This window comes from Methylomonas montana, assembly GCF_030490285.1.
In the GTDB taxonomy this organism is placed as follows: domain Bacteria; phylum Pseudomonadota; class Gammaproteobacteria; order Methylococcales; family Methylomonadaceae; genus Methylomonas; species Methylomonas montana.
In genome coordinates this window covers 577089-589953 of sequence record NZ_CP129884.1, presented here as the reverse complement: position 1 = coordinate 589953, position 12865 = coordinate 577089, and the positions used below count along the sequence as shown (strand labels likewise).

Sequence of the window (12865 nt, the reverse complement as noted above, 5' to 3'; positions counted from 1 at the left end):
TATCCGGATGCTGTTTAACTATTCTTTCGATGCGGCACCAACTGTTTGACATCGATAATCGCTGTCAACTCGTCGATGATCGTGCCGATCAACCATGGTTTTTTTTGTCTGGCCGTCCGCCATCTAACACCGTCGGGCTTTACTTTACCGATGGAGAGAATTTCGTCGCAAGCCAAACCCCATTTTTTATCCTGCGTAATTAAAATACGTTTGAACGGGTAGTCTTCCTGATTACGTTGCTGGCTACGGTTCTTGCCGAAAATCAGCTGACAGGTATCGAGCACGCCGATACGGTCATCGTGCTCATCCAGCAAGCCCATGAACCATGACGGCTGCCCCGGAATTTTACTGGGCTTGCGATCGATTTTGATGGTTCTCGACAACTCGATCAGCGGCGTTGCCAATATCAATTGATCGACTTTGAAAAATAAAGCCTGAAACTCGTATTGCGCCCAATCAGGCATCACCGACAATGCCTGTAGTTTAACCGGATTTTCCGGCTCGACAAGCTTGGCTTGCCGGGTGCGGACTAAAGTCTTGACCGCCGCATCCGGACTGCTCACCACTACCGGCACACTCTCCGGTGCGGTACTTAGCGCTTCACGAGCGACAAGCCGTGCGGCCTCCACTGTTTCAGCAACTGCATCGTCTTCGGCCTCGGGAACCTCATCCAACAAGGTCTGTAAATAAACATCGAGTGCTAGTTGTTGATGAACGATACTGGGCGGTTTTGCCTGATTCATATATGCGGTGCCAATTTTTTGTCTCGGCTCTTATCAAGCAATAACAGTTCCAACAATTCGGTATAAGCTTCGGCCGCTCGCGCGCCTTTATCGTATAGCGATAACGGTGCGCCGGCCTGGCTCGCATCCCTGACCTTAGTATCCACCGGAATCACCGAACGCCAAACATTCTCCGGATATTGCTGATACAAGGCAGTCAAGCTATCGCGAGCAGCCTTGGTGCGTTTATCGAACATGGTCGGCACGATAGTGAACTTGGGCGGGGTTTTTCGGGAATGAAACACCATCCGAATCGTGTGCACCATTCTGTCCAAGCCTTTTAGGGCCAGAAACTCGGCCAGTACCGGAATCACCAAATGGTCGCAAGCCGCCAAGGCATTGATCATCAACACCCCCAACATGGGCGGACTATCGATAATCACGTAGTCGTATTGATCGGCCACCTTATTCAGCGCAGTAGCGACCACCAGGCCCATGCCGCCGATAGCCGCGACCTGCCTATCCAAGGTGGCGATGGCCGTCGATGCCGGTAAAACGTGGATACCGTCGAATTCGGTCTTGACGATATACGCCGCTGGATCGACGTTTTTCTTTTTCTCGCTGGCATCCAGAAACAAATTGTAAACGCCGAATTCGATCTCGTCCGGGTTCATTTTGAAGTAGCTGGTCAGCGAACCATGTGGATCCAAATCGACCAGCAAAACCCGGAAACCCCAGGAAGACAGCAAGCCACCCAAGGTAACCACGGAAGTAGTTTTGCCAACACCGCCTTTTTGATTGGAAACTGACCATATTTTCATAACTGAGCCGGCGTTGCCGGGGCTTTTTCAACTGAGGGTTCGGGTGGCGAATTTGGCGACGACGGCGCCAAATTAAGTACCTTCGCACGCTCGTCGTCGCTCATACCGTAACGGGCAAAGGCTTGCGACATCAACACCAACACCACCCGCCGATTTTTAAAACGCCCCGCTTCGTCTTTGTTATCGGCAATCGGATGAAATTCTCCATAGCCCACCGCCGATAATCGAGTCGGCGGAATGTTGTTTTTCACTAATTCCTTCACCACACTGGTAGCCCGCGCCGACGACAAATCCCAGTTGGACGGATAAAAACCGGTGGAAATCGGCACGTTGTCGGTATATCCCTCGACATTGATCACATTGGGCACATCGCGCACGGCCTCGGCCACTTTCTGCAACACCGGCACCGCCTTGCTGGACAGCTCGGCCTTACCGCTGGCAAACAGTAACTCGCTATTCATTTCCAGTTCCACCCAGAAATCGTGCTTTTTGATACCCACCAACTGGCTTTCCACAAAAGGCTGTAAGGCTCGCTGAAACTCCTGTGACACTTCATCTAGCCGGCGTTTTTCCTGCATGATCTCTTCACTTAGTTCGCGCTCCTCAGCTGTCAGCAGATTCGGCAATTCAATCGGTTGGATCGTGGTGGGAATCGTGCCGATCTGGATCGGATCGGCTTCTTTCTGAATTTTCTCGTTATGAAACAAGGCTTGGTCCAAGGACTCGGAGAACGTTTCGTATTTACCTTGATTGACCGATGAAATCGAATACATCACTACAAAAAATGCAAACAGCAAGGTCACAAAATCCGCGTAGGACACCATCCAGCGATCATGGTTATCGGCCTGTTGCAACGGCCTACGTCTACGCCGGCTCATAAGGTTTCCCTCACTTTTCCAATAAAAAGCCGGACAATTTCAACTCAATATTGCGAGGGTTCTCGCCCTCCGCTATCGAAGAAATACCTTCTATTACCATTTCCCTGGCTTGCGATGCTTCGAAAATCAAGCTTTTAAGCTTGTTGGCTATCGGAATGAACAATAAATTTGCCAAACCAACACCGTAAATAGTGGCTACGAACGCCGTGGCAATGCCGTTACCCAACAGCTCCGGCTTGGCCAGGTTCTGCATCACATGGATTAAACCGATCACCGCGCCGATAATGCCGATAGTCGGCGCATAACCGCCCATCGCTTCGAAAACCCTGGCAGCCTGTGTATCCAAATGTTCCTTGGTGATTAACTCAACCTCAAGGCAATCGCGAATCACTTCCGGCTCATTGCCGTCGACCAACAGTTGCAAGCCTTTTCTGGCAAAGCTGTCTTTTTCGGTTTCGATCACCGTTTCCAGCCCCAACAGACCTTCTTTTCTGGCCAAGGTACTCCAACGCACGATTTTTTCGATTTGCTTTTTCAGCTGTAAATTTTCCGGCACGAAAATCCAACTCAAAATGCGTAGGCCGCGCAAGAACACCTTAGGCGGGAATTGCAGCAAGGTCGCACCCAGTGTCCCCCCCACCACAATAATAAAGGCATGGAAATTGACCAGGGCCCCTAGCTCGCCGCCGCCCAGCAAATTACCGCCAATAATCGCGGCAAAGCCTATTAACACACCCAAAATACTGAGAATATCCATCAATGTAATTTTTTAAATTGGTTGGCAATCTCGTCGAGAGAATAAATATGATCAGCCAGGCCTGCTTCGGCGATGGCTTTTGGCATGCCGTAGATGGTACTGCTGGCCTCGTCTTGCGCCCATATTTCGGCGCCACGTTGTCTTAATTTTTCGGCTCCATCTTTGCCATCCGCCCCCATTCCCGTCAGCACCACCGCCAGCACATGACCGGAAAACTCATCGGCAAGCGAGCTAAAAGTAATATCCACGCTGGGGCTATAAATCTCACCGGACTGTTTGGGCCTCAGTGTAATTTGCGAGGCTCTGGCCGTCTGTTTAATTTGCATCTGCATGGCACCTGGCCCCAGCAATGCGGTGCCGGGTTTTAACACATCGCCGTCCTGAGCCTCATGAACATTAATGTCACATAGTAAATTCAGGCGCTCTGCAAAGCTTTTGGTGAAATTAGGCGGCATATGCTGTACCAATAATATCGGCATCGTACAATCCGCCGGAATTTGACTGAGGACTCGCTGCATGGCAACCGGGCCGCCGGTTGAAGCCGCAACCACTAATAAATCGATTTTGCGACGCCGGCCGACCAACGCTCTTGGCCGAGTAGCCATAGTATTAGCGTTTCCCGATGCAGCGGTGGTTACACCCAACTTCGGCTTCTGATCCAGGACATGATCGCTTATGGGTCGAGCCGACATTCTTGGCGCCTGAGCGGCTACCATCCGCACTCTAAACCTGAGCAGATAGCGGGCCGTTTCGCGATTGGCATCGATATCCTCAAGCTGCTTCGGCAAAAAGTCGATCGCCCCGGCATTTAAGGCTTCCAACGTCGATTGGGCACCCACTTGCGTCATCGCCGAAAACATCAGAATCGGACAAGGCCGAGTATTCATGATTTTCTTGACTGCAGTAATTCCATCCATGACCGGCATTTCCACATCCATCGTAATTACATCGGGGCGCAGGTCGGCCGCCATCTGCACCGCTTCGAGACCGTTATGCGCCACGCCGACCACTTTAAAGTCCTGGTCTTCCTCTAAAATTTCCCGGATTCTCTTACAAATAAAGTTCGAATCATCAACAACCAATACCCGAATGGTCATATCGCCGCATCACATCGCATACTTCTTCATCAATCCCGGCACATCGAGAATCAAGGCTATCTTGCCATCACCGGTAATGGTGGCGCCCGCCAGACCTTCCAGGCCATGCAGTTTTGCGCCCAGCGCTTTAATCACCACTTCTTCCTGCCCGATCAACTGATCGACCACAAAGCCGACATGCCTGCCGCCGGCATTGACCACCACCACATGGCTAGTGTTTTGTTTTTCTTCCGAAAAATAAGCCCCCCTGACCAGCCACTCACTCAAATAAAACAGCGGCAAAGCCTTGTTCCTGACCATCACCACCAATTGACCGTCAACCTTGTTGGTTTTACTCAAATCCAAATCCAGGATTTCCAGTACGCTAGCCAACGGCAACGCGAATGCCTGTCCGCGCAGTTTCACCATTAAAGTGGGCATGATCGCCAAGGTTAACGGTACTTTGATAATGATGGTGCTGCCCTTGCCCTCAATGGAGTCGATTTCCACCACTCCGTTCATTTGCGCAATGCGGGTTTTTACGACATCCATGCCAACGCCGCGCCCCGACACGTCCGAGATTTCGGTTTTAGTCGAAAAACCGGGCAGGAAAATCAGGTTGTAACAGTCTTTGTCATCGAGTCGAGCGGCGCCCTCTTCATCCATCAGGCCTTTTTCCACGACCTTGGCGCGCAGCACATCCGGATTCATACCCTTGCCGTCGTCTTTGATGGACAGTTGAATATGATCGCCTTCCTGCGACGCTTTCAAGATCACCACGCCTTCCCGGGGCTTGCCTTTCGCTTCTCGTTCTTCCGGAGATTCGATACCATGATCGACCGCGTTTCTGACCAGATGCACCAACGGGTCGGCCAAGGCTTCGACCAGGTTTTTGTCGAGATCGGTTTCCTCGCCGACCAGTTCCAGTCTGATTTCTTTTTTCAGGCTTCTAGCCAAATCGCGCACCACCCGCGGAAAACGGCCAAACACTTTTTTAATCGGCTGCATCCGGGTTTTCATCACCGCCAGTTGCAAGTCTGCGGTCACCACATCCAGATTGGATATGGCCTTGGACAGTTGCTCGCCGGCCTCGGCATTGGCTTTCAAGGTTTGAAAACGGTTGCGCACCAATACCAACTCGCCCACCATGTTCATGATGTCATCCAAAATCTGGGTATCAACCCTGACTGTGGTATCGGCTTGCGGTGCCGCCTTGGCTTTGTCGGCAGCCGACTCGATTACCGTCGTCTTGTTTGGCGATTTCGCCGGTTCAGGCTCAACGGCCGACGCCTGCGCCGCAATGGGTTCGGGATTAGCTCGGGCCACGACTTTCTCGGCAGCGGGGTGGCTTACCGGCTCGGGGGCATTGACAACCGCTGGTTTGTCGATAGCGCTCAGATTGGCGGCATTGAACTTGCCTTTACCGTGCAGCGCATCGAGAACCTGATCGAACTCCTCGTCGGTTATATCCCCGGAATCATTGGCTTGAACAGGCGGTTCGGCGGCTTTTACGGAAAATTTGCCTTTGCCGTGTAGCTCGTCTAACAGCTTTTCAAATTCGTCTTCGGTAATCTCATCGTCGGCTGCCAATGCTTGCGTTTGCTCAACTTTCGCGGTAGGCGCCCCCCCCTTACCGTGCAAAGCATCCAATAAATCTTCAAATTCCTGTTCGGTGATCTCGTCCGCATCCCCCGCAGCCGATTCCCTGACCAGCAATTCCTCGGGATCGAGCATCGCGTCAAACTCTTGCGCCGCCAAATCGTGAGCGGATTGCGCTGGCGCCACCGGCTGCTGCTCTACAATCGTGTCGGCCATGATCGCAGCTGGAGCCGCTTCGGCCGGACTGGCATAGGATTTCAAGCGCTTCAGCAAACCTTGATCGGCCGGTTTAGGCACCTCGCCGGAACGAACTTGGCCAAACATCTCATTGACGATGTCGACCACTTGTAAAATGACGTCCATCAGATCTGGCGTTACCTGGCGTTCTCCCTGCCTGAGCACATTGAAAACATCTTCGGCATTGTGACAAATATCGACCAGAGCGCCGATAGCCAAAAATCCGGCGCCACCTTTAATCGTATGAAATCCGCGAAAAATCGCATTGAGCAGATCAAAATTGTTCGGCGCTTGTTCCAACTCTACCAGTTGTTCACCCAGGCAATCCAGAATCTCCCCGGCCTCGACCAGAAAGTCCTGTAAAATTTCGTCGTCCAGATCGATCGCCATGTTGTTTTCCTCAGAAACCTAGACTAGACAGCAAATCGTCGACATCGACCTGACTGGTGGCGACATCCCCTGCCCTGTCATCCACACCGGGCACAACAGGCCCTGGTACTTCGGGTTGCAACGCAGCGCTGCCGCTGGCAAATCCCTTCCGGCTGGAAATACTGATCAATTTGACCATGCTGGTTTCAAGGTCCTGTACCAAATCGATCACCCGGCGAATAATCTGGCCAGTAATATCCTGGAAGCCCTGAGCCATCAAGATGTCGTTTAATCCGGCTTGAATTTTATCCAACGAACCCCGCGATTGATCAAAATACAGGCTGAGATCGGCGCTCATGGCTTTGAATTCTTCAAAAGGCATCTCCCGCTCCAAAAAACGGTTCCATTGCGCAGCCAATAGGTTGGCTTGGCTGCTTAATTCGTCCGCGACCGGCAACAGGTCTTCAACGGCCGTCAAGGTCTGATCCGCCGCCTGCTCGGTCATCGCAATCACATAATGCAAGCGCTCTTTGGCGTCGGGAATATCGTGCTCCGCCATCGCGGCGATCTTGGAATCGACCGAGAAACTCACCATAGTGTCGTGCAATTGTCGGGTGAGTCGGCCAACTTCCTTGAACAATTGGGTCTCTCTCAAGCCGGCTACTTGATCGAGGATCTCATCGGCGGTCGCTTCATCGCCTTTTTCCAACGCCGCGACCAAATCTCGGGCCAAACTCAGCAGGTCTTTATTCATATCGTTTTCCTGTGGGTTAGCCGTCGATACGTTCAAAAATCTTTTCGATTTTTTCTTTTAGGGTTGCGGCGGTAAACGGTTTGATCACATAACCGTTTACTCCGGCTTGCGCGGCCAGGATGATTTGCTCGCGCTTAGCTTCGGCGGTCACCATCAATACCGGCAGATTAGCGAGCGTAGCTGAAGACCTGACAGCCCTCAATAAATCAATGCCGGTCATGCCCGGCATATTCCAATCCGTGATCAGAAAATCGATACCACCTTTCTCCAGAATAGGTAGTGCGGTTTTACCGTCATCGGCTTCTACCGTGTTGGTAAAACCCAGATCTTTCAATAAGTTTTTCACTATTCTCCGCATTGTCGAAAAATCATCGACAATCAGAATACGCATATTTTTATCCAAGGATAATCTCCACCCAGATTACTTAATCGTTACAAAACAGCCAAATGCCGCCGATACTTGCGAAAAACTCCTGCAATAACCGCAAATTAGCCGCATTTTTCATTATCTTTTCCTTCCACCCAATCTGCAAGTCTGGCTCGTAAGCGCAACATGGCCTGACTGCAAATTTGGCTGACCCGTGACTCGCTGACATCAAGCACTTTGCCTATTTCTCGCAAATTGAGCTCTTCGTCGTAATACAGCGATATGACCAAGCGCTCCCGTTCCGGTAATTCCGAAATGGCCTTGGCCAACGCTTTTTGAAAATTTTGCTGAATCAGTGCCTCGTCCGGCTGCTGATTGCCATGCACATCGTCGATGAGACTGTTTTCGCCCTCTACCAATTCTTCGACGCTAAAGGTCTTGCAGGACACCGCATCCTGCAAAATATGATGGTATTCGTTAACACCGATGCCCATATGGCCGGCCACCTCGGTATCCGTAGCATCGCGTCCCAAGGTATTTTCGAGTTCGCGTATCGCCTCCGCGGCCATTCGGGCTTTCTTGTGAACCGAACGCGGGGTCCAGTCGGAACGGCGCAATTCATCCAGCATCGCGCCTCGAATGCGTATGCCGGCGTAGGTTTCGAAACTGGCACCTTGGCCGGCGTCGTAATGTTTGAGCGCCTCCAGCAAACCCAGCATCCCGGACTGAATCAAGTCGTCCAGTTGCACGGTATCCGGTAAGCGGCCCATTAAATGGTAGGCAATGCGTTTTACCAGCGGCGCATGTTGAATCACTAAGGCATCAACATTTCCAGCCTGCATGGCAGCATACATTGCCGCTCCACTCATGCAACATCCTCTTTAACGCTGTACTGAATCATGCGTTCGACAAAAAACTCCAAATAGCCCCCTGCTTTAGGCTTGATTGGCCAATGATCAATTTTTCTGGCCAGATTTTTAATGGCTAAAGCCGCCTTGCTTTGCGGAAACGCTTCTACCACGGGTATCTGTTTTTGCACCGATTTTTTCAGATATTCGTCCTGCGGCACCGCGCCGACAAACTGCAAGGTAATATCCAAATACCGGTCAGTGACTTTACTCAACTTGTTGAACAAAGCCTGACCATGTTCGGCCGACTGCACCATGTTAGTAATGATGTGAAAGCTGTTAAGCCCGTAGTCCCGATTCAATAACTTCATATAGGCATAGGCATCGGCCAGCGATGTCGGCTCATCGCACACCACCACAATGATTTCCTGACAAGCGCGGGCAAAGTTAACCACGCTCGCCGAGATACCGGCGGCGGTATCGACGATCAGCACATCCAATTCCCGGTCGATTTCGCTGAAGGCGCGAATGACGCCGGCTTGTTCGATGCTGGACAAATCCGACATCCGCTGAATACCAGAAGACGCCGGTATGATTTTTAGGCCGGCCGGCCCGGTCATCATGATGTCCTTCAAACTTTTTTCGCCGTTCAGTACATGCGACAAATTAAATTCGGGAAACATGCCCAGCAAAATATCGACGTTGGCCAACCCCATGTCGGCGTCGAGTATCGCCACTCGCCGCCCCATTTTAGCGAGCGCCACACCGATATTGATGGAAAGATTGGTTTTACCAACTCCGCCCTTGCCACTCGTGACGGCGATAACTCGCACCGGTTTCATATGTCTCATTTGTCTTATTCCAGCTGCCTGATCGAATGACTTATGCATGGCTTTCCGCCTGCCAGTCGTCACAATTCACATCGTCGCCATACGGATGATTTTCATCGGCATTCGCCATGCACTGTTGAATTAAAGTGTCGGCATCGGGCAGATAAATATCTTCCGGCACTTGTTGCCCATCAGTGATAAATGACAACGGCATGCGCCGCTCGATAATCGCCGATAAGGCCGTACCTTTACTGACAGCCTCATCAAACTTGGTAAGTATAGTCGCTTGCGGTTCCAGTATCCGGAACGCGTCCATAATTTCCAACATGGCCTTGTATTGGGTAGTGGCCGACATCACCAAGTAGGAACGAATCGGCAAATCGCCATGTTGCAAGGTTTTGAGCTGCTCTACCAAGCGCATGTCGCGCTGGCTCATGCCTGCGGTGTCTATCAAAATCAAGCGTTTATCGGAAAAACTATCGATATGCCGACGCAGTTCTTCGGCATCGCCCGCCACCCTGACTGGCACATCCAGGATTCTGCCGTAAGTGTTGATTTGCTCGTGCGCGCCGATCCGGTAATTGTCCGTGGTAATCAAGGCAATTTGCCGGGAACCGTGCTTTAAAATAAATTGCGCGGCCAGTTTGGCCACGGTAGTCGTTTTACCGACTCCGGTCGAGCCGACCAGTGCCGCGATGCCGCCTTGATCCAGCAGGCTGTCGTCAGCAACCGGCACTAGCCTTGCCAGCATTTCCTGCGCTTTGCCCATCGCCAAATCAAAATGCTTATGGCTACCCAGCCGATTGGCAACCTTGCCGGACAGATTTTTGGAAAATCCGCAGTCCAACAAACGGTCGCGTAGATCGTCATGCAGCGACTGACCGTGTTGCGGCATTTGCATTACGATACCGGACAGCTTGGCATCCAACATCGTCCGCAGCTCTTTCATTTCCAAACGCATTTCGTCCATGAACTTATCGGAAGAATGGCTTTGCACCGGCCTGGTATCGAGCAATGGCTTAATTTTAGGATCAGCCCCCGCCCAAGCGGGCTTGTCAGGTTGACGAACTTTTTCGGCGATTTTTTGCGCATGGCTGCCGGTAATCTGCAATTTCTCGGCATAACCGACATATTGATCGAGGTTGCGCCGTATCGGATTCTCCGCAATCGCACCGTCGGCACCGCGTTTCCGGGCGCTGCTCAATACATGCAACGATTTTTTCTCGGCTTCGAAATCCGGCAAATCGACTTTTTTGACTTCGTTTTTGACGATGTTCGCCGACGCTTTTTCTTCTTCGCGTTGCTTGAGGTTTTTATGAATGACCTGTTCGTCAAAATCCCGGGCTGCGACGATCTCCACGCCACCGTCAACCGAGCGATTGGACATGATCACCGCATCGGCACCCAACTCTTCTTTGACCATACGCATGGCCTGCCGTATATCTGCTGCAAAAAAGCGTTTAATTTTCATCGCACAACCTCTGTTTTATTGTCCACGCTGCCCAACCGTGGAAACCACCCTGATCTGCCGATCCTGGGGAATTTCATTATAGGCCAGCACATGTAAGCCGGATATCGAATGGCGAACGAAGCGAGCCAACCAGGGACGAATGTAAGAAGACACCAACAACACCGCCGTCTGTCCTTCCATCTCCATTCGTTGCACACTTTCTTCCAAGGATTTGTGCATCTGGTCGGCTAAGCCCGGTTCCAAACCGGCACCGCTCTCGCCCGCCGTCTGCAATGACCTATGCAATATCTGTTCCAGCCCAGGATCAAGAGTAATCACCGGAATTTCTGTCTGTACTCCATTGATTTCATGGACAATTGACCTTCCTAAGGCCGCCCGTACCGCCGAAGTCAAGATGTCCGGATCTTGACTCTTCATCCCGTACTCCGCCAAAGTTTCGGCGATGCTGCGCATGTCGCGAATCGAAACCCGTTCCAGCAACAGATTTTGCAGCACCTTGACGACGATACCCAGCGGCAGGGTCTTCGGCACCAGATCCTCGGCCAGTTTGGGCGCCACCTTGGCCAAATTCTCCATCAGTTGTTGCGCTTCCTCGTAGCCGAACAACTCGTGGGCATTGCTTTGCAGAATATGGCTGAGATGGGTGGCCAATACCGTACTGGGATCGACCACGGTGTAGCCCAAGGTTTGCGCTTGATCTTTTTGACCGGGATCTATCCAAATCGCATCCAGGCCAAATGCAGGATCCTTACAGGGCGTCCCCGGCAAGGTGCCGAACACCCGACCAGGATTAATCGCCATTTCCTTCTCCGGCATGATATTGGCCTCGCCAACACTAACGCCCATCAAGGAAATTCGATATTCGGTGGGCGCTAAATCCAAGTTATCGCGGATATGCACGGAAGGCACCAGGAAGCCTAGATCTTGCGACAATTTCTTACGCACTCCCTTGATACGCGTCATCAACTGCCCGCCCTGGTTTCTATCCACTAGCGGAATCAGCCGATAGCCCACTTCCAGACCGATCGCATCGACCGGCATCACATCGTCCCAGCCCAACTCCTTGATCTCGGTTTTGGCCAGTTGCTGCGGCGAGACGATACGCTCCATTTCCAGCGCTTTTTCTTCCTCCAGCTTACGGCGCCTGTCGATCAGATAAGCGCCACCGACCAAAGTTAGCGCCAGCAGGATAAACACCAGATTAGGCATGCCGGGGATAATCCCCAATATCCCCATCACGGCGGCGGTCACCAACAGCGTTTTAGGATCTTCGAACAACTGCGAACTCAGCTGCTTACCGATGTCCTGCTTACTCCCCCTTACCCGAGTGACCACCATCGCCGCGGCCACCGACAATAGCAAGGACGGAATCTGCGCCACCAAACCGTCACCGATGGTCAACAGCACATAAACGTTGGCGGCATCGGCAAAACTCATGCCGTGCTGACCCACGCCGATCGCCAAACCGCCTATCATGTTGACAAACAAGATAATGATCCCGGCTACCGCATCGCCGCGCACGAATTTACTGGCACCGTCCATAGAGCCGTAAAAATCGGCTTCGGCGGCCACTTCCTCGCGGCGGGCGCGCGCCTCGTCCTGATTGATCAAGCCCGAGTTCAAGTCGGCATCGATCGCCATTTGCTTACCCGGCATCGCATCCAAGGTAAAACGGGCGCTGACCTCGGCCACCCGGCCGGCACCCTTGGTGACCACCATAAAGTTAATGACCACCAAGATCGCGAACACCACGATACCGACCGCGAAGTTGCCGCCGATCACGAAAGAGCCGAAAGCTTCGATCACCTTACCGGCGGCATCGCCGCCTTCGTGCCCGCGGATCAACACCACCCGAGTGGACGCGACATTCAGCGCCAGCCGCAATAGGGTTGCGATCAGAATGACGGTGGGAAACGAGGCAAACTCCAGCGGCTTTAGGGTGTAGACCACCACCAGCAAGATAATCAGCGAAAAAGCGATGTTGAAGGTAAAAAACAGATCCAGCGCAAACGGCGGCAGAGGCAGGATCAGCAAGGCCAACAGCATGATGATCAGCATCGGCGCTCCCAAACCCAAACGGGTCAAGGATTTGAGTGCGTTTAGTATTTTCTTGAAATCCATAATTCAGCTCGATAC

Annotated in this window: 12 protein-coding genes; all 12 read right to left on the bottom strand. The window is 52.1% G+C overall.

All coding sequences use genetic code 11. The features are described from left to right. Window positions 1–14 precede the first annotated feature (14 nt). Window positions 15–743: a chemotaxis protein CheW gene (locus QZJ86_RS02815; protein WP_301936248.1), complete on the bottom strand. Its 729-nt coding sequence runs from the start codon at window positions 741–743 to the stop codon at window positions 15–17. Continuing rightward, on the bottom strand, window positions 740–1543 hold the full coding sequence (locus QZJ86_RS02810; RefSeq protein ID WP_301936247.1) for a ParA family protein: 804 nt from the start codon (window positions 1541–1543) through the stop codon (window positions 740–742). The genes QZJ86_RS02815 and QZJ86_RS02810 overlap by 4 nt, the downstream gene beginning before the upstream one ends. After that, the gene (motD, locus tag QZJ86_RS02805; RefSeq protein WP_301936245.1) at window positions 1540–2421 is read right to left on the bottom strand and encodes a flagellar motor protein MotD; all 882 of its coding nucleotides are present in this window, start codon (window positions 2419–2421) and stop codon (window positions 1540–1542) included. Before motD ends, QZJ86_RS02810 begins: the two co-directional genes overlap by 4 nt. A gap of 10 nt (window positions 2422–2431) precedes the next feature. Beyond that, window positions 2432–3178, bottom strand: a complete 747-nt coding sequence (locus QZJ86_RS02800; protein ID WP_301936243.1) for a flagellar motor protein — start codon at window positions 3176–3178, stop codon at window positions 2432–2434. Further along, window positions 3178–4275, bottom strand: coding sequence for a protein-glutamate methylesterase/protein-glutamine glutaminase (locus QZJ86_RS02795; RefSeq protein WP_301936241.1), 1098 nt, complete (start codon window positions 4273–4275; stop codon window positions 3178–3180). The genes QZJ86_RS02800 and QZJ86_RS02795 overlap by 1 nt, the downstream gene beginning before the upstream one ends. Before the next feature lie 9 nt (window positions 4276–4284). Continuing rightward, window positions 4285–6480, bottom strand: coding sequence for a chemotaxis protein CheA (locus QZJ86_RS02790; protein ID WP_301936239.1), 2196 nt, complete (start codon window positions 6478–6480; stop codon window positions 4285–4287). 10 nt (window positions 6481–6490) lie between these two features. After that, window positions 6491–7213 (bottom strand): protein phosphatase CheZ, encoded by a 723-nt coding sequence (locus QZJ86_RS02785; RefSeq protein ID WP_301936237.1) that lies wholly within the window; start codon window positions 7211–7213, stop codon window positions 6491–6493. A 16-nt stretch (window positions 7214–7229) separates the two neighbouring features. Then, window positions 7230–7604 carry a chemotaxis response regulator CheY gene (locus QZJ86_RS02780; protein ID WP_455429806.1) on the bottom strand — a complete coding sequence of 125 codons (375 nt, stop codon included), beginning with the start codon at window positions 7602–7604 and terminating at the stop codon, window positions 7230–7232. A 98-nt stretch (window positions 7605–7702) separates the two neighbouring features. Continuing rightward, complete coding sequence (locus QZJ86_RS02775; RefSeq protein ID WP_301936234.1) at window positions 7703–8449, bottom strand: RNA polymerase sigma factor FliA; 747 nt, start codon at window positions 8447–8449, stop codon at window positions 7703–7705. Continuing rightward, entirely contained in the window at window positions 8446–9279 is an 834-nt protein-coding gene (locus QZJ86_RS02770; protein ID WP_301936233.1) for a MinD/ParA family protein, read from the bottom strand. Before QZJ86_RS02770 ends, QZJ86_RS02775 begins: the two co-directional genes overlap by 4 nt. 31 nt (window positions 9280–9310) lie before the next feature. After that, window positions 9311–10729, bottom strand: coding sequence for a flagellar biosynthesis protein FlhF (gene flhF / locus QZJ86_RS02765; protein WP_301936231.1), 1419 nt, complete (start codon window positions 10727–10729; stop codon window positions 9311–9313). A 15-nt stretch (window positions 10730–10744) separates the two neighbouring features. Continuing rightward, window positions 10745–12850 carry a flagellar biosynthesis protein FlhA gene (gene flhA, locus QZJ86_RS02760; protein ID WP_301936229.1) on the bottom strand — a complete coding sequence of 702 codons (2106 nt, stop codon included), beginning with the start codon at window positions 12848–12850 and terminating at the stop codon, window positions 10745–10747. Window positions 12851–12865: the final 15 nt, after the last annotated feature.